Origin of the sequence: Pseudonocardia zijingensis (genome assembly GCF_042657305.1) — a bacterium.
Classification (GTDB): Bacteria; Actinomycetota; Actinomycetes; order Mycobacteriales; family Pseudonocardiaceae; genus Pseudonocardia; species Pseudonocardia zijingensis.
The window spans coordinates 20,111-35,171 of the sequence record NZ_JBHSKO010000044.1; the positions used below are offsets into that span (position 1 = coordinate 20,111).

Below are 15,061 nucleotides of genomic sequence, written 5' to 3' on the forward strand. Positions count from 1 at the left end.
TCTCAGGTGGTGGGCTGGCCGATGCCGGGGCAGGGCCGCTTGTGCGGGCATTTGGCGTGGTTGGTGCAGGGGCGGCGCTGGTTGGTGCAGCCGGTCATGTGCGTGGCGAACCGGCGGTGGCGGGTGACGGGCATGCCGTCGCGGAAACACCGCGGGCAGTACGCGTGCCCGTTCACCGCTCGTCCCGCTCGGCGGCGCGCAGAGCGCTCATCTCGTCGGGGGTGATGCCCAGGTGGTCGCAGTGCGCGAACACCCTCCGCAGGGCATCTCCGGCGCTCAACCGGGGCAGGATGTGGTGGCGGATGCAGGCCGGGCACAGCGTCAGGCACAGCGTGCCGAGCGGGGTGTCGGCGACTGCCGCGGTCAGCCGGGTATGGCTGCCGCAGCCGGCGCAGCGGTCGCCGGTCGGGCAGTTGACGGTGTCCTCGAGCGTGGTGGTGCCTACCATTCGGTGGTCTCCTGAAACCGGCCCCTCGCGGGGCGGGTGGACGGGGGTGGAACCCCTGGCCCGGCGAATCGACTTGGCGGAAGAGGCGCCGGGCCAGGGGCGGAATCAACGTCCGTCGCGGGTGAGCGCAGCGAGGTCCTGTTCCAGATCAGCGATCTGGTCTTCCAGGAAGGTTTCGCTCCGGGCAAGGGCCTTCAGCTTGTCATTGGCCTTGTCCTGGACCCTGTCGGCGAAAGCGTGATCGCCCCGGCGCTGGTAGTTCTGCATGTCACGGTGGGCGCGGTCGGTGACGAGCTTGATCTCGTTCTGCACGTCAGCGAGACTGCGGCGCAGATCCCGGATCAGGCGCTTGAGCTGCGTGTGTCGGTCGGCCATTGCCGGATTCCTTTCGTGTCGTAGTCGGGGGTACTTGCTGAAGCGGATGGTCGGGTGGGCTATCTGCGGCTGCGATTGCGCAGCCGGCACGCGGCGCTGCGGCACAGCGACGGGGCCGGGCTGCCGTCGGCGGGCAGCACGATCGGCCGCTTGCAGGCCTTGCAGCGGGAACGGACGCGCATGGCTAGTCGACCTCTCCGCCGTTCTGTGTGGCGTAGCGGGACAGGCAGCGCGGCTGGTTGCACACCGGCATCCCGCTGCGCCGCGGAATCGTGCGCTTGCAGATCTGGCAGCGCAGCCGGTTATCGAGCTCGCCCTGCGCCAGCAGGCGTCGAGTGGTGCGGGACTGCTTCCACGCCATCTACTTCACCTCCTCAATCGAGTAGGACACGACCTCCGACGGCCGCACCTGGTGAGCACTTCCCGGAATTCGCACGAAGTTCTTCGACTGGTCCTTCATGTCCTGCTCGAAAGCCGCGATGCGCCAACGCCAATCGCCCTTGGCGAGCCCGGTCAGCGTTCCGCGCTTCGTCACAACAGTGATCTTGTGTTCCATTCAGTTGTTTCCTTCCTCGGTGGGCTACTCGACAACCGCCGCGCCGAGTCGGCGCAGCAGCGTGATCGCATCGGCCGGGTTCAGCGGGGCGCGCTCGCCGGTGACGAACTCGCCCTCGCTGGCGTTGAGGGGCGCGACCGTGCCGGTCGGGCGGTTCCTCGCGCAGAACAGGCACAGCAGCGTGTCGGTGTGCAGGTCGACGTAGAGGTGGTTGACCAGCTGCGTGCGGCAGTCCGGGCAGTAGATGATCGGCAGCTTCGCGCGCACCCGCATCACCGGCCGGCCTTCCGGGAGATCAGCGTGGCAACGGCCACGGTGACCAGGACCCCGGCGGGGATTTGGACCTGGTGGTGGATGGCCTGGTCCATGAGCATCCGGCCGTTCACCCCGGCGGCGGCGAGGTCGTGGAACCGTTCCTGCCGCCCGAGCGGGCGGCCCTGCTCGTCCGTAAACCGGGCCCGGCCGGCGCCGATCCGGGAGAACCGCTTGAGGAGGCGGCCGTCGTCGATGACCGCGTGCAGCACGCCCTCCACGGCCGCGCCGGCCAGCTGGGCCAGCAGCGGCACCCGCAGCCCGGCGACCTGGTAGAACACCGCCTTCGTCACAGCCTGGGTGGCGGCGTAGGTGCCCGCGTGCAGCACCAGCTCCCGGCGCCCGCACCGGGTGCGCTGCTGCTTGTGCGCGGCCATGCAGTCGTCCTGCACCAGGTAGTCGCCGCCGTAGTGGCCGAACAGGCTCCCCAACGCCGCCAGCGACACCAGCGACCCACGGTCGGAGACAACGCGGCGGGCCATCACGCACCCGCCTTCGCGCGAACCGCGTACCCGCGGTCGAAACTCAGAGCCGCGATCCACGGGACCCGGGCCCGGTGACCGGTGTCGGTCGCATAGGACACGCAGATCTCGGCGAAGACCTCCCACGCGGTGACCGTGTGCTCCCGCCCTGCCGGGTCGACGATCACGTCACCCACGGCCAGGTCGATCGCCCGCTTCATCTGCGTGCGCCCGCCCATCACGCCACCGCCTTCGGCTCGGCCGGCGTGGCCTCGGAACGCAGGTCGATCACCCGCGAGGCCCGCATGCCCAGCCACTCCGCGACCCGCGTGTCGCTCCACCCTCGCCGCAGGAGAATCGCGACCGCCTCGCTCTCCTCGAGCGGCGTCAGTCGCGGCTTGTGCCCGGCCACTGCCAGCTCCACGGCGATGTGGTCCACATAGGTCGGGTCCGGCTCGATCTCCCGCGGCAGGCCGAAGAGCACCACCGCGCGCTCGTCATCGCGGATCGCCTGCTCCCAGCACTCGCTGCACGCCACTGCGACGGCCGCCGCTCGCCTCGGGTGATGCGCTCGGCACCTACGGCGTGCTGGATCGGCCACCGCGTGCGCTGGCGATCCCACTGCGCTTCGACGGGCCGACTGCGTAGACGCTCCCGTATTGACGTTGCTGGCCATCTCGTCCTCTCGCGTGTCCAAGTACCGAACTAGAACGTTCTGATACGACCTAGTACAGCTGAAGTTAGACGGGTCCTCGCGCATCTGTCGATGCTCCAATCAGGTGATCTAGAACGGCCTAGTACGGCCTATATCCTTCGAAGATGCAGCTCTCACCCAGCGCGGGGCACCCGTACCGAGCCATCGCTGACCAGCTCATCGGGGACATCCAGGCGGGGCTGCTGAAGCCGGGGGACCGGCTGCAGTCCGTACGTGAACTTGCGAAGCGGTTCGGCGTGACCGTCGCAACCGCTCAGCGTGCGGTGAGTCAGCTCGTGACCGATGGCTACGTCACGAGCATCCCCGGGCACGGCAGTTTCGTGAGGGAACGGCAGGCCCCGGAGGTTGCCGATCAGGCCTTGGCGGATCAGGTTCGTGAGCTTCGTGAAGAGGTGGCCGCCCTCCGGCAGCGGATGGATGCCGTCGAGGAGGAGCAGGCTGCGGCACGAGTCGAGGCCGCGCAGCGCTTCGGGTCCTGACCTGCTCATGAGGTCTCCGACAGCGCACCAACAAACGTGGTGAGCGCGTCGAGCATTTCGCTCGCTCCGACCGCGAGCCGCTGCACGACATGTGCCGCTCCGTCTGGGTCGCGTATCACGAGCGCTACGACCACGATCGCGACCAGGGCGACCAGCAGGCGCCGACCGGTCCCCGTGCCGCTTGTCATCGGCATCATCGTTGCCCTGCGTGTCATCGCTTCCTCCCGTGGATTGACGGAGTTTTCCCGAACTGGCCCTGAAACCCGTTCTGGCGACCTACGCTTGCTATGCCGAAAACGATATGAGCAGGTCAAAGGCGGTAGGACTGACTGCGAGTACGGGTTCGGGGGCCGCTGAGCGTCGAGGGGGGCACATGCGCGGCACAGCACTCACTGCTGGTGCGGACGAGCTCGTCGGCCGGATCGCTGGCGCTGTTCTGGCGGCGATCCGTGCCGAGACCGGGACGACGCAGGACGGGTTCGCCGAGCGGATGCAAGTCGGACTCAGCACCGTTCAGGCATGGGAGTCGGGCCGTCGCCCCTTGATTAAGGCGAGCTTTCAAGATCTCCAGCGGCTCAATCGGCAGCTGCGAGCAGACGGTGCACCAGTCGGGCTCCTGCACCTACTCGAGCAAGCTCTGCTTGTGGACTCGATCTACATCGACATGTCCGCGACGGAGTCTCGGCCCCACCCGCTGGCTCTGCTCGTGCCCGATCGTGCACTCACCGAGCTACTGACCTGGCCCATCACCGGTGAGGCGCCGCAACAGCTCCGTGCGGCAAAATCAAAGCTGCACGTCCCTGGCGGAGTGCGCGACGCCGTCGCTGCCGAGCTGCGGCGGGCTGCGGACAACAGCCCCCGTGATGAGCGCGGCGCAATGATGCGCCGGCAGGTGAAGTTCCTCGTGGCCAGCAACGACGCCTCTGCGGAGTGGGTCCGTGCGCAGGCCGCGGAGGACGTTCGAGCACACGTAGACCTGCGAACGTGGTCGCCGAGCTGGCCGGTGGCACGCTCGCAGGCAGTGTCTTCCGCGCAGGAAGGGGATCCTGAGCCTCTCCGCCACTTCATCGAACGCGGCTTGGCGGACGAGGCGACGATGAGCGCCAACCTCACCTACTGGGCGTACTGGGTGGGGGAGCACACCGCCCCGTGGGCGCAGGACGCAGAGATGATCGATCCATCGCAGGACTGGGCGGGTGACCGGCTGCTCGACTCGCTGGTGCAAGGAGTCGCCGGGGCGCCCTACCGTGAACTGTGCATCCATACGCTGTGGGCGCTACTGCGTCGTCGCAACCGGCTTCTGCGACGGCCGGCCGTCGCCGAGCGGGTCCGCGCGGCTGCCGAGCTTGCGCTCGATACTGCGACACTGGGCAGCGGCACGCGGCAGCGGCTTGAACAGGTGCGGTACCTAGCGGAGAGTGCAGGCTAACGATGGACATGCGGGACGTCGCCCGATACGCCTACGAAACCGGGCAGCTGAAGCGCCTGCCTCGGGCCGGGTGGGCGCTCGCTGGAATCACCAACGGCGAATCCGTCGCTGAGCACAGCTTCAGAGTCGGTGTTCTGGCCTACATGATCGCCGTCCTCGAAGGCGCCAACCCCGATCGAGCCGCAGCTCTCGGCCTGTTTCACGACGTCCCAGAAACACGTATCGGCGACGTCCCGAGCGTCGGCAAGCCCTACGTCTCAACGCCGCCAGCGCAATCCATCGCAGCCGACCAGGTCGCCGGGCTCCCGGAAAAGCTTGCTCAACACATTGCTGCATTGATTGATGAGCACGAGAGCGCGAAAGAGTCGCACGCGACAGCTGAGGCCCGGTGCTCCAGGGATGCTGACAAGGTCGAATGCCTGCTTCAAGCTCGTGAGTATCAGGCTCAGGGGAATCCTCAGCTGCAGCCCTGGATCGACAGCATGGCGGCCGCCGTCACGACTGAGACAGGGAAGCGCCTCGCTGCGGCAGCCCAAGATATTTCCCCGGAAATTTGGTGGGCCGAGTTTGCTGCCAACTTCGCGAAGAACTCGCGTTGACCAAGTAGCGTCAGGCATCGGGTCGCTTTGCTAAAGGTGCCCCATCCGTTCGTTAGGGCCCCGGGTCATCTCGCGCTATCTTGTGGCCCCTATTTCCTTCCGCTCTGCTCAAGGGCTGCACTCAAAAGGCGGTCACTTGCCGAGCGTGCCTTGCCTATTGCAGCGTCAAGCTCCTTGAGAGCATTTAGAAGATCCTTGTAGTGAGGACCCAGCGCCTTGTCGCGGGCCATCGTCTCACCAATGGTGTTCCAGTACAGCCCAAGGCCCTCATTGAGCTTCTTCCGTACTGAGTCCGCAGCTGTGCCCGCGTCCCCGAGACGGCTTCGAGCGTATGCAATGACCGACAACGCGTGGCCATGTGCGCGAGCCTCCATCGCGACCCTCCATAGTGAGCTTCGAGTACCGACCGTAACCGTTGGGTGCGGCCGAGGCCAGGACAAGCCATAGGCCAGTGGGGTGGTGTGCCCAACGGCCGGGCCGGATTGAGTACGTGCCGTCGCAAGCACCGCGGGTAGAAGCCGCACCCATCGCTGGACCGGTCATTGTAGTGGATCTTGATTCACAATACGGCGAGTCCGACAAGGCGCCGTGGTGTCTCGATGACTGCGGCTCGGGATCTCGCCCCGGGGCCGGCCCGAAGGATCCATCGCTGACCTCCGGATCCCGCGGAGCTGCACTGCACCGGTCGCAACAGCCAAATAGGGGAGATCAAGTACAACTTCTCGGGGAACCGGCTCGAACCACGATCGTCCGCAGTTGGTCCAGAGGGGTGGTGAACGTTTGAATCGTCCCCGTCGCTATTGGGTCATTCTACGATGCAACAGTGCCGGAGTCGCGCAAGAGGAAGCCCAAGAAGAAGTCCACGCCTTTACGGTCGCTGCCCCCAGTCAGCGTTCCAGGACGCTACTCGGCTGGTACCCTAAAACTGTCTGATGAACGAGTAGGGGGACTGCTCTCCCCTGACGTTCCGCCAGACCTGTTGATCGAGGCCCTGCCTGCGGCCTTATGGCTCAACGTCATGAGCGGGCAGCGTGCGAACGTCTGTGTAGACGGTTCGATGATCCTGCACTTTGCCTATCAGCAGCTCGGTATTGTCGCCGAGCCTCGTGCAGTTGATCTCGTCATCCATGATGCGAGGACTGATCGGCGCGTTTTCTACGGGCGTCCGGATCCCTGGTGGGACGGTACGACCTTCCATGGCCATTGCATCCTGTGGCTTCCAGGGTCTCGTCGACTCATCGACGCTACGGTCGAGCAGTATCCCGAAGTGCGGAAGTATCGCTTGGGGCCGATTATCGGGAGGTCTGTAGTTGCGCGCGGAACTGAGGAGCAGCGTGAAGCTGTCGCGCGTGGGGAGCTCGTTCCAGGATCGCACATTGGCGTCAAGCGGGAAGCTCTTATGCTCCTCTACACGACAGTGTCGGAGCAGTTCAAAGACGTTGTTGCCGACGGTCCACTCGTACAGGAGACGCGTGAGCTCTATCGCCGCGCCGGCGTGAATCTTGCGTCCACCGCGCTGCAGTACTTTCGGCACCCAGAAATCGTTGAACGGGTGAAGCTCGCGCCGTACCCTCGAGTCCATAAGCTCATCGAGGCAATCGGTGGAGCGAAGGTGCAAGTTGACAAGTCAGGCGACATGTGGTTTAAGCTCAAGAACGGCGACGGGGAGGATTTGCAACTCCGGCTCGACGACGTTCCTGTTCCGGACGATGACCCAAGAGTTCCTGAGGACGTCGCAGACATCATGGCCGATGTAGAGACGGCTGTCCGTGCGGTTCTCGCCGGCAGTCGCCACGTCAAAGGCTCGACATTTCCGACACTGCTGTTTGAGCCTCAGCGCGGCGTGATGGTCCAACGGCAAAGCGACTGGGCGCCGAGTGAAGCTCAGGCGGAGGCGATAATCCGGGCTGGCTTTACTCGCTATCTACCCATACAGGATATTCCAGTCCATCATCTGGCTCACTGGTATCTGAAATACAATGGAAGCATGGTCGAGCTGTGGGAGGGGGACGGAATCTGGGCGCGAGGGCGTTTGTCTCTCACGCCGGAGTGGATCGATGCCGCCGAGGCCGCAGGTCGAGTCCAGGTTATTTACGGTGTCAAGATCGGCGTCGGATCCCCTGTAGGCGCATCATTCAGCGAAGACGATCGGCAGGAGATGCTTCAACTTGGTAGGGCAGCGGGGATCGTGGCAAGCGCCACGGTTCCGTGGCGCCGACCCGCGCCTCGTGCTCAGGGTGGCTGGCTGAAACGGCTAGGAATCGGCCGCGGGAAGTGAGGCGCCCACGATGTCGTCGCCCCCATCGCTTCAGAGACTTTGCGTTATAGCGACTAGTCAACAGTGCGAGGCGCGTGTGAAGATCAGAACTGTCTGATTTCTGGCATGGGAGGAACGCCGTCGAGCAACGCTCGACCGATATTGAATCCCGATGCGGTGCTGGGCGCGGCCAGCACTTGCGCCGCCGTCGCGGCTCGGCCGAGTTGGGCGGTTGGGTGTCGCAAGGTCCCCCGGCTGTAGGTCGTGGCGCACCCTCCGCAGCTTCGCTGGATGGCGCCAAACCGGTCGCTCTTCCACCTCATCGATCGCAGTCGCGAACGGACCCTGTTCAGCAGAGGGAGCCGTTGTCAGGGCTGCATCTGGCGTCGCAACGCGTCAGCGAGCCCTCGGACGGCACGGCGTACCTCGATCGGCACGGATCGTCCGTTGCCCAGCTCGATCGCGGTTGCGTGGAGCACATGGGCAACCTGCCCAGCAACGTCGGGATCGCTGATCCCTGGATACCGGCACACAAGATCGCCGATCAAATGAAGGGCGCGCGCCTCGGCGGCTTCACGCTCGCCGACCGGCCGGGCACGGTCGTAGCGACTGTTGCTCGCCATCGCGACCTCCTGCTCGATCACCGGTTTGACCTTCGGGTTCGCCAGGGGAAGCGGGTCGGTCGCCGGGCGCTTCCCCCACCCGGCGACCGGCGAGCAACCCTAACACCGATCGAACGAATGTTCTACCAGGGCTGGCTCGGGCGTTGATGGATGCAGGCCTCGCCGGAGCTGCCGCATGGAGGTGTCGGCTGCCTCGGCGCGGTGTGCGTCCGTTTGCGCCCATCTACGCTCTCACGAGATTCGTCGCAGGAGCCAGGCGGCGACTGCCCACTCCGGATTCCTTTCCGGAGTAACGATTCCATCGACAAGTAGGTAATAGGGTGGATAGTAGTCGAACGACTCTCGGCCGTCCCAGACGTGGGCGCCAACATCGTGTTCGCAAGAGACTGTCACGCAATCATCGCCGATGCTGAGGGAAAATGACCACTGATCGTGGTGGTTTGCTTCAATCTCAAGGTACTCAGTTGAGCCGCGCAATCGGATCCGGTCGCTAATCTCGTGTGCTCGGTTGAAGATCGCGCCGACGTCATCGAGGCCGGGGAGGCTAGATAGCGCGTCGATTAATGCGATAAGGCCATCTTCGGGATCAGAGTACTGGTTCGGGCGGTAGTGAACGACGCTGTCGACTTCAGGCCGGAAGGAAGTCACTTGGCCGCCCGCAATCTCAAGCTCGAATCTCGCTGAGATGAGCAGGCCATTTCGGTCAACGAGCCTCTCGTAGGTGTTCCCCTCGTGGTCAACTCCGCTCACTCTGGCGCGACCTCTTGCCAAGAAGAGGGCGTGCACTGAGGCCCACTGCTCGATCACCTTGCCGAGGGAAATATGAGCCTCGGAATTTTCCTCGAACACGTCCTTAGGGTCGAGTGGATCCTCAGTGGACACGAGGTCATGTATGCCAGCTAGGTCGGTCAGTGAAACTATGTCGGCATCGTGTACGGACACCTTGTCGAGGTCCTCCGCTGCCTCGTCAAAGGCATCTTCGAGCGAGGCGATCGTGCCTAAGTCTAGCCAACTGTCTTCATCGAATTGTGATGAGTAGGCTTGTGGGTTTGGCAACCTTTCCCTGAAGAAGTTTAGTACGATTGAGGTGACCGCATCGGCGTCCAATGATACTTCGAAGAGGCTCTCTCTTAACTGGCTTCTTGCACGCGTGACAATGTTCGAGTAGCCCCACGAATCTAGCGCGCGAGTCACATCCTTGTCTTCGGTGATGAAGAGTACCGGTTCGGCTCCGCCAGCTTTATCTAAGACATCGCGGAGCCATGCAGAATCACTTGCTCCAGTTTTCACGCCAGAGCTGGGGTCCGTTCCATCCTTGCGCTTGGCGGGTCCGCGTAGCAGGATCTGGTCCTTGAGGCCTTGCAGCGCATTTTCAGCTGTGAGGGGCAGGATCTGGAGGCCCTCTATTTGGTGGATTTGCTGCTCGAAGTCTGCAATCACCTCTTCCTCCGATTTGTACGGCGAATCCGGAGCCTTCAGGCGTGCGCGTCGCAGTCGCTTCCTGGCTTGATTGCTTTTGACGCTGGCTTCTCGCCAGTCAGATGCTAGGTGTTCCGCCCATTCGAGCACTACAGCCTCAGATACCCAAGCTTGCAGGCCGGCCCTTTGGAGGCGCTCTACGTTCGCAGCAAGATTCCCTAGGTCGGGCCCCGACTGATAGGAGTTGGCGTCGAATACGGCCGCCTTGAGCTTTCGTCGTGTCTCGCCTTCGATCTTGCGCGCTTGCAACGTCTCTTCTGATTTTCCGGCCACTTTACTGGCCTGCACTCTGCTGCGATGCGTTGGTGGGTTCAGTAAATGACCCCGGGGTCTCTGCATAGCTACGGAAGGTGGGCTCACCAGTTCCGCTCGCGGCCACTACGACCTCGGCTCGCGCGTCTGAAGCTGAACGGTACAGGCTGGGCAATGTCGGCCTCACTGTGCTGGGAACGTTCTACGTCTGACGGAGTCTCGTCGATCATCAACGCCCTGTTACGGATCTCTGTCGGCGAGGGCCGAGCCGGCGCCGGCTTCCGAGAGCGGAAGACTCTGTCTCCCGACGATGTGCCTAGGTCTGTAACGCCTACGGCTAGCGCGCCGACGTCCTGTCCAAGTCACAGGATCTTGAGGGGACGCGTCGTGGTCGTGATGGAGGGCCCGCGCCCGGTGCGCGAGCGGGTGGCTGAGTTCGTGCGCGGCGAGGTGACTCGGCGGACGTGCCGGACCCCGGCGGAGTTGCAGTGCACGGAGGTTGTCCTGTGGAGCCGCAAGGGGTGGGCCAACCAAGAGGTCGTTGGAGAGCGGGCGCATTTCGAGGCGCTGCGGTCCGTGGTCGGATCGGCCCACAGGCCCATGGGGGCCGAGCATCATGTAATTGCGGCGCTGGTTCCCGAACCCACCAACCGCTTCGATGTCGCTGCAGTCGCGGTGTACATCGATGGGAAGCGGGTCGGCTACCTGCCGCGAGAGGACGCACGACGGTACCGGCCGGTGCTCGATCAGATCGAGGCATCTGGGCGGCGACCAACCGTAACGGCCCGCATCTGGGCAGCCGATTACGAGGACTGGGACGCAGATCGAGATGAGACGGTCGCGCGCTTCGGCGCTGGGGTCTACGTGGAGCTCGACGAGCCCCACCTGCTTCTGCCGATCAACAGCGCACCGATCGAACCGCACGTGCTGCTGCCCGATGGGTCGACGATCCAGGTCCAGGACACCGCTGCACACCTTGAACGGCTCGCCGGCATCGCTGGCGCCGACGGCGAGCGATGGGCATACGCGACGCTGCACACTGCGGTCGAGCAGCGGGCGAGGTCGACGCGGGAACTCGCGGAGGTACGAGTTGACGGCGAGCGGGTTGGAAAGCTGACGCCAAAAATGAGCGACGAGGTCCTGCCTGTTGTGCGGTTCCTCGCCGAGCGGGGACGCGCGACCGCTTCGCGCCTCCTGGTGAGTGGGAATCGAGCCGCCGTGAGTGCACGGCTGTACGTCGCACGTGCACACCAGATCGACGACCGTTGGTTCGACGAGGCGTTGTAGCCGGAGTAGGCGCGGGCGGAAGGCGGGACCTGGGGGCTCGCGGGTGCGAGATGGCATGAGGTGATGCACCAGGTGGTGCCTCAACTGGTAGCTGAGACGGGCTGGAACGCAATGAAACCTCTCGCAACGGCGAGAGTCGTTCGAGGGCTCACTTGCAGGTCACGTCGCATCTGGTGAGACGGCGGCGAGCTCCCGAGACCTACCCGGCGCCGTTCACACCGAAGAGGTCACTGGTTCGATCCCAGTATCGCCCACCAGCATTGGTGCAGGTCAGCCCCGGCTTCGCCGGGGCTGACCTTTTTTCGTGCCAGCCGTGTGCCAGATGCCTCGGCGTGCCACCCGCCGGGTCCACGCGCCCCGGTCACCCGGGACGACGAGCCGTGGGGATCGGGCGGGCCAGCTCGGGTCGTGAGGCCGCCGTCGATCCGGTGAGGGTGATCGACGCCCCCGACGAGAGCAGCGGCAACGCCTTCTGCACGGTGAACAGCGAGCCCTTCACGTTGGTGGTGAACATGGCGTCGAACTGCTCCTCTGTGATCTCGCCCAGCGGGGCCGCGATCCCGATCCCGGCGTTGGCGACCAAGACGTCGATCTGCCCTGCCTGCTCGGCGACCGCCGCGTAGAGCGCGTCGAGATCGTCAACTGGCCGGCACGCACGGGCGTCGCCCTCGTGTTGCGCTCGCTCCTGCGGTCTGGCCCGTCTCGCATCCGTGTCACGGACTGTGCGGACGGGAGCGGATCGCAGGCGCTGCCCTGGGATCTGCTGCCGACGTCGGAGACCCAGGAGCGACCTGCGGTTGGACTCCTCGCTCGCGGATGAGGTCGAGGAGTCCGGGGAAGCTGTTTTCGAGGTCTTCGCGGCGCAGGACCGGCAGGCGCAGCGTGCCGTCGGCCTTGCATACGGTGATGCCCGCGTTGAGCAGCTTGGTGAGGTGATAGGAGCAGGTCGAGGCGGGCAGCGACACCTGTTCGGCGATCTCGCCCGCGGTCCGCAAACGTCCGTCGAGCAGCAGCCGGACGATGGCCATGCGGCTCTCGTCGCCGAGCACGGCGAAGACCTTGGCCAGACCGGGCAGCGGCATCGGGGTCGAAGTTCGAGGATCGCGCGCCATTGGTCCATGCTACCGTGGATCCAGTACTTCCAAGATTATAGAAATATTGGATCTACCTGCGAGGATTGACGATGTCCGACGACAACCGCATCCAGTACCTGCTCGACCGGATCGAGATACAGGACAAGGTCGCCCTCTACGGGCTGGGGCAGGACCTGCACCAGGCCGACAGCGGGGACGGCAACGTGCTCGCCCAGTGGGACCAGCTGTTCACCCCCGACGTCAAGATTGACGCCACCGCCGCCGGTGCGAAGGTCTTCGAGCTGCGCGAGTACGCCGAGTTGATGCGCGGCAAGGACCTGCTCGGCGGCACCGCGGGCCTGGGCTTCTCCTTCAACGCCTGGCAGCACATCGAAGGACACGCCACGGTCAGCATCGACGGCGACACCGCTCACTCGATCACCCCACACCTGCACATGCACGCCAGCCGGGACGGGTCCAGCAACACGTTCGCCGTCGGCTACTGGCACGACGACTGGGTTCGAACGCCCGCGGGCTGGCGGATTTCCTTCCGGCGTGTGGAGCACCTCTTCTTCCAGACCTTCCCCACCGTCGAGACGCCTCAGATCGTGTCGGGCGTCGATCCCGTCTGACCGCTCCGGGGAGGAGGCTGCTTCCGCCACCGGACGCGGGTCGTGCTCGTCCACGCGAGCCGAGCCGAATTCCCTCGAGCGTGCCGGGCCTCGGTCGACATCGGAGTGCGGCGCGACACCTGTGTGATCAGTCCTTGAGGTCTTCTGCTGGCCGCCGGGCGGTCTCAGTCTCGATCAGCCGCGGGGCTCGATCTCCTCGCCGGCGAGGCGGGCGGCCATCAACCGGATCATCGCGAACTGGATCATGGTCTCGGCGTGGGCGGTCCTGCGTTCGTAGTCGCGCGCCAAGCGTCAGCACCTCGTCGGCCAGTCGCCGCCGTCGACCCTTACCAGCCCGAGCAGCGGGAACCGCCGCCGGATCCCGGTCAACACCCGGCGGGCGCCAGCCCGGTCCTGCATCGAGGCGGAGTGCACGATCCCGACCAGCAGCAGCCCGAGGGTGTCGACCAGCAGGTGCCGCTTGCGGCCCCGGACGCGTTTGCCCGCGTCGTAGCCGATCTCCTCACCGCCCTCGCTGCTCTTGACCGACTGCGAGTCCAGCACCGCCGCCGACGGTTGCGGGTCCCGGCCGTCTCGCTCGCGAACCTGGGGAACCAGCCGCCACGCGCAGCCGCTGACCAGCACATAGCTGATCGCCGGGCCGACCCCGGCGAGCTGCGCCACCTCCTCGCGGCGCAGGCCGGGTGTGCGTCGGTGTCCTGCGGCGGGCAGTCCGACGTCGGCCGGTCGGACGAGCTCGCGGTGCGCGCGCAGGCACGCCCCCAGCTCCCTGCGCCGCACATCGCCGCCTTCGAGCCTGACTGTCACCATCGCACTCCTGGTTGCGCCCGGTCGCCGGTCCCATCGCGGGCGGCGCGCTGCTGCAGGCGCTCGACTGGCGCTGGATGTTCCTGGTCAACATCCCGATCGTCGTCGTGGCCTTCGTGCTCGCCGTGCGCGTGCTGGCCCCGGACGCGCCCGCGGCCCCGGGAAGCGCTCTCGACGTGCTCGGCGTGGCCCTGATCGGCCCCGGAGTGAGCGCCGCGGTGCTGGGCCTGTCCTGGATCGAGCGCGAGCACACGGTCCTGGCCGGGCCGGTCCTCGTCCCGCTCGGGCTCGCCGTGCTGCTGCTCGGCGCCCACACCTGGCACGCCCTGCGCCGGGAAGCTCCGCTGGTGGACCTGCGGCTGCTCACGACGCCGGGCCTCACGGCGAGCCTGCTCACCGCCGGGACGAGCGGGCTCGCCACGTTCGGGGCGCTCTTCCTGATCCCGCTCCACTTCCAGCAGGTGCACGGCGTCGGCCCGGCCGCCGCCGGGCTCCTGCTCGCCCCGCTCGGGGCCGCCTCGATGATCGCCATGCCGGTGTCGGGACGGCTCTCCGACCGGCTCGGTGCCAGGCGGGTCGCCGTCGTCGGCGGCGTCATCGCGCTGGCCGGGGCCGTCCTGCTCGCCGTGCAGCCGGACACGGGCGGGATCACCACGACCGTGCTGGGCGCCCTCGTGATCGGCCTCGGCCTCGGCACGGTCGGCGCCCCGGCCATCGGCTCGGTGTTCCGCACCGTGCCGCCCGCGTCGGCGTCACAGGGCAGTGCCCTGCTCTACATGGTCAACCAGCTGGGCGCGGCGCCTCGGGATCGCGGTGGCCGCCCTGCTGTCGCCACGGCCGGGTTCGGCCCGGCGTTCTGGCTGCTGGCTGCGGGTGTCGCCGCCGGGCTGGCGGCCGGCACGGCGCTGCCCGGCCGGCCCCGTCGCGAGGCCGCAGAACCGGTGGTGTCGCGTGGGTGAACCGGTGGCGCCGGACCTGTTCGCGACGATCGTCGCGGAGCGCGAGATCCACAAGACGTTCCACCGGTTTCTTCCGCTTCACCGATCTCCAGCAGTTCGGCCATTTCCCCTTGATCGACATCCCGGGGCGCAGACGGCCGTCGCAAGGCCATGGTCAGAGAGTTGGCGCATTCCCGGGTCGATTTCGCCTGTGTCATGTCTGACCACATCGGTGACGGTGGTGTCTTGGGACATCGGTGACATGGGTGGGCAGGACGCCCCGCAGTGTGTGGGGCCGCTTCTCACAGTTCAAGGGCGCCCTGTCGGGCGTCGCCTGCG

Annotated in this window: 21 protein-coding genes and 1 pseudogene; 7 read left to right on the forward strand and 15 right to left on the reverse strand. The window is 65.8% G+C overall.

Annotated features, from left to right (window positions below):
- Window positions 1–2: 2 nt before the first annotated feature.
- From ACFPL3_RS40720 to ACFPL3_RS40760, 9 genes are all read right to left on the reverse strand, one after another.
- On the reverse strand, window positions 3–176 hold the full coding sequence (locus ACFPL3_RS40720) for a hypothetical protein (protein WP_343947337.1): 174 nt from the start codon (window positions 174–176) through the stop codon (window positions 3–5).
- Window positions 173–448, reverse strand: coding sequence for a hypothetical protein (locus ACFPL3_RS40725; protein ID WP_343947336.1), 276 nt, complete (start codon window positions 446–448; stop codon window positions 173–175). Before ACFPL3_RS40725 ends, ACFPL3_RS40720 begins: the two co-directional genes overlap by 4 nt.
- A gap of 105 nt (window positions 449–553) precedes the next feature.
- Entirely contained in the window at window positions 554–823 is a 270-nt protein-coding gene (locus tag ACFPL3_RS40730; RefSeq protein ID WP_343947335.1) for a hypothetical protein, read from the reverse strand.
- Window positions 824–1,007: 184 nt separating this feature from the next.
- On the reverse strand, window positions 1,008–1,184 hold the full coding sequence (locus ACFPL3_RS40735) for a hypothetical protein (RefSeq protein ID WP_343947334.1): 177 nt from the start codon (window positions 1,182–1,184) through the stop codon (window positions 1,008–1,010).
- Window positions 1,185–1,379 (reverse strand): hypothetical protein, encoded by a 195-nt coding sequence (locus ACFPL3_RS40740; protein ID WP_343947333.1) that lies wholly within the window; start codon window positions 1,377–1,379, stop codon window positions 1,185–1,187.
- Window positions 1,380–1,403: 24 nt separating this feature from the next.
- Window positions 1,404–1,646 carry a hypothetical protein gene (locus ACFPL3_RS40745; protein ID WP_343947332.1) on the reverse strand — a complete coding sequence of 81 codons (243 nt, stop codon included), beginning with the start codon at window positions 1,644–1,646 and terminating at the stop codon, window positions 1,404–1,406.
- Window positions 1,647–1,651: 5 nt separating this feature from the next.
- On the reverse strand, window positions 1,652–2,173 hold the full coding sequence (locus ACFPL3_RS40750; protein WP_343947331.1) for a hypothetical protein: 522 nt from the start codon (window positions 2,171–2,173) through the stop codon (window positions 1,652–1,654).
- Window positions 2,173–2,391: a hypothetical protein gene (locus tag ACFPL3_RS40755; protein WP_343947330.1), complete on the reverse strand. Its 219-nt coding sequence runs from the start codon at window positions 2,389–2,391 to the stop codon at window positions 2,173–2,175. The genes ACFPL3_RS40750 and ACFPL3_RS40755 overlap by 1 nt, the downstream gene beginning before the upstream one ends.
- Complete coding sequence (locus tag ACFPL3_RS40760; RefSeq protein ID WP_379590885.1) at window positions 2,391–2,690, reverse strand: hypothetical protein; 300 nt, start codon at window positions 2,688–2,690, stop codon at window positions 2,391–2,393. The genes ACFPL3_RS40755 and ACFPL3_RS40760 overlap by 1 nt, the downstream gene beginning before the upstream one ends.
- A gap of 281 nt (window positions 2,691–2,971) precedes the next feature.
- Here ACFPL3_RS40760 and ACFPL3_RS40765 point away from each other — a divergent pair, with 281 nt between their 5' ends.
- Window positions 2,972–3,346, forward strand: a complete 375-nt coding sequence (locus ACFPL3_RS40765) for a GntR family transcriptional regulator (protein ID WP_343947328.1) — start codon at window positions 2,972–2,974, stop codon at window positions 3,344–3,346.
- 5 nt (window positions 3,347–3,351) lie between these two features.
- On the opposite strand, the gene ACFPL3_RS40770 is transcribed toward ACFPL3_RS40765, so the two are convergent.
- Entirely contained in the window at window positions 3,352–3,534 is a 183-nt protein-coding gene (locus ACFPL3_RS40770; protein WP_379590888.1) for a hypothetical protein, read from the reverse strand.
- A 185-nt stretch (window positions 3,535–3,719) separates the two neighbouring features.
- Here ACFPL3_RS40770 and ACFPL3_RS40775 point away from each other — a divergent pair, with 185 nt between their 5' ends.
- From ACFPL3_RS40775 to ACFPL3_RS40785, 3 genes are all read left to right on the forward strand, one after another.
- A complete protein-coding gene (locus ACFPL3_RS40775) occupies window positions 3,720–4,775 on the forward strand; it encodes a helix-turn-helix domain-containing protein (protein WP_343947326.1) in 1,056 nt (351 codons plus the stop codon).
- Window positions 4,776–4,777: 2 nt separating this feature from the next.
- A complete protein-coding gene (locus ACFPL3_RS40780) occupies window positions 4,778–5,374 on the forward strand; it encodes an HD domain-containing protein (protein ID WP_343947325.1) in 597 nt (198 codons plus the stop codon).
- A gap of 823 nt (window positions 5,375–6,197) precedes the next feature.
- Window positions 6,198–7,652 (forward strand): hypothetical protein, encoded by a 1,455-nt coding sequence (locus tag ACFPL3_RS40785; RefSeq protein ID WP_343947324.1) that lies wholly within the window; start codon window positions 6,198–6,200, stop codon window positions 7,650–7,652.
- Between the two features lie 347 nt (window positions 7,653–7,999).
- Here the strand turns inward: ACFPL3_RS40785 and ACFPL3_RS40790 are convergent, their stop codons facing one another.
- Together ACFPL3_RS40790 and ACFPL3_RS40795 are read right to left on the reverse strand one after the other, a co-directional pair.
- Window positions 8,000–8,275 carry a hypothetical protein gene (locus ACFPL3_RS40790; RefSeq protein ID WP_343947323.1) on the reverse strand — a complete coding sequence of 92 codons (276 nt, stop codon included), beginning with the start codon at window positions 8,273–8,275 and terminating at the stop codon, window positions 8,000–8,002.
- A gap of 210 nt (window positions 8,276–8,485) precedes the next feature.
- Complete coding sequence (locus ACFPL3_RS40795) at window positions 8,486–10,021, reverse strand: hypothetical protein (protein ID WP_343947322.1); 1,536 nt, start codon at window positions 10,019–10,021, stop codon at window positions 8,486–8,488.
- A 360-nt stretch (window positions 10,022–10,381) separates the two neighbouring features.
- On the opposite strand from ACFPL3_RS40795, the gene ACFPL3_RS40800 reads away from it, so the two are divergent.
- Entirely contained in the window at window positions 10,382–11,272 is an 891-nt protein-coding gene (locus tag ACFPL3_RS40800; RefSeq protein ID WP_343947338.1) for an HIRAN domain-containing protein, read from the forward strand.
- Between the two features lie 361 nt (window positions 11,273–11,633).
- Here ACFPL3_RS40800 and ACFPL3_RS40805 read toward each other — a convergent pair whose 3' ends face one another.
- The gene (locus tag ACFPL3_RS40805; protein ID WP_379590893.1) at window positions 11,634–12,056 is read right to left on the reverse strand and encodes an SDR family oxidoreductase; all 423 of its coding nucleotides are present in this window, start codon (window positions 12,054–12,056) and stop codon (window positions 11,634–11,636) included.
- Window positions 11,986–12,384 carry an ArsR/SmtB family transcription factor gene (locus tag ACFPL3_RS40810; protein ID WP_343944859.1) on the reverse strand — a complete coding sequence of 133 codons (399 nt, stop codon included), beginning with the start codon at window positions 12,382–12,384 and terminating at the stop codon, window positions 11,986–11,988. The genes ACFPL3_RS40805 and ACFPL3_RS40810 overlap by 71 nt, the downstream gene beginning before the upstream one ends.
- A 71-nt stretch (window positions 12,385–12,455) precedes the next feature.
- Between ACFPL3_RS40810 and ACFPL3_RS40815 the strand changes: the two genes are divergently transcribed.
- Window positions 12,456–12,977: a nuclear transport factor 2 family protein gene (locus ACFPL3_RS40815; protein WP_343944858.1), complete on the forward strand. Its 522-nt coding sequence runs from the start codon at window positions 12,456–12,458 to the stop codon at window positions 12,975–12,977.
- A 127-nt stretch (window positions 12,978–13,104) separates the two neighbouring features.
- On the opposite strand, the pseudogene ACFPL3_RS40820 reads toward ACFPL3_RS40815, so the two are convergent.
- Window positions 13,105–13,610 (reverse strand): annotated as a pseudogene (locus ACFPL3_RS40820) (transposase); the annotation flags it as partial.
- 188 nt (window positions 13,611–13,798) lie between these two features.
- Here ACFPL3_RS40820 and ACFPL3_RS40825 point away from each other — a divergent pair.
- The gene (locus ACFPL3_RS40825) at window positions 13,799–14,743 is read left to right on the forward strand and encodes an MFS transporter (protein ID WP_343944857.1); all 945 of its coding nucleotides are present in this window, start codon (window positions 13,799–13,801) and stop codon (window positions 14,741–14,743) included.
- Window positions 14,744–15,061 lie beyond the last annotated feature (318 nt).

What these genes read in the sequence shown, in the direction of transcription:
- ACFPL3_RS40765 (WP_343947328.1), top strand. Translation starts at nt 2,972, where the DNA reads ATGCAGCTCTCACCCAGCGCGGGGCACCCGTACCGAGCCATCGCTGAC.
- ACFPL3_RS40775 (WP_343947326.1), top strand. Translation starts at nt 3,720, where the DNA reads ATGCGCGGCACAGCACTCACTGCTGGTGCGGACGAGCTCGTCGGCCGG.
- ACFPL3_RS40800 (WP_343947338.1), top strand. Translation starts at nt 10,382, where the DNA reads ATGGAGGGCCCGCGCCCGGTGCGCGAGCGGGTGGCTGAGTTCGTGCGC.
- ACFPL3_RS40815 (WP_343944858.1), top strand. Translation starts at nt 12,456, where the DNA reads ATGTCCGACGACAACCGCATCCAGTACCTGCTCGACCGGATCGAGATA.
- ACFPL3_RS40730 (WP_343947335.1), bottom strand. Translation starts at nt 823, where the DNA reads ATGGCCGACCGACACACGCAGCTCAAGCGCCTGATCCGGGATCTGCGC.
- ACFPL3_RS40735 (WP_343947334.1), bottom strand. Translation starts at nt 1,184, where the DNA reads ATGGCGTGGAAGCAGTCCCGCACCACTCGACGCCTGCTGGCGCAGGGC.
- ACFPL3_RS40810 (WP_343944859.1), bottom strand. Translation starts at nt 12,384, where the DNA reads ATGGCGCGCGATCCTCGAACTTCGACCCCGATGCCGCTGCCCGGTCTG.
- ACFPL3_RS40770 (WP_379590888.1), bottom strand. Translation starts at nt 3,534, where the DNA reads ATGACAAGCGGCACGGGGACCGGTCGGCGCCTGCTGGTCGCCCTGGTC.
- ACFPL3_RS40755 (WP_343947330.1), bottom strand. Translation starts at nt 2,391, where the DNA reads ATGGGCGGGCGCACGCAGATGAAGCGGGCGATCGACCTGGCCGTGGGT.
- ACFPL3_RS40750 (WP_343947331.1), bottom strand. Translation starts at nt 2,173, where the DNA reads ATGGCCCGCCGCGTTGTCTCCGACCGTGGGTCGCTGGTGTCGCTGGCG.
- ACFPL3_RS40740 (WP_343947333.1), bottom strand. Translation starts at nt 1,379, where the DNA reads ATGGAACACAAGATCACTGTTGTGACGAAGCGCGGAACGCTGACCGGG.
- ACFPL3_RS40780 (WP_343947325.1), top strand. Translation starts at nt 4,778, where the DNA reads ATGGACATGCGGGACGTCGCCCGATACGCCTACGAAACCGGGCAGCTG.
- ACFPL3_RS40725 (WP_343947336.1), bottom strand. Translation starts at nt 448, where the DNA reads ATGGTAGGCACCACCACGCTCGAGGACACCGTCAACTGCCCGACCGGC.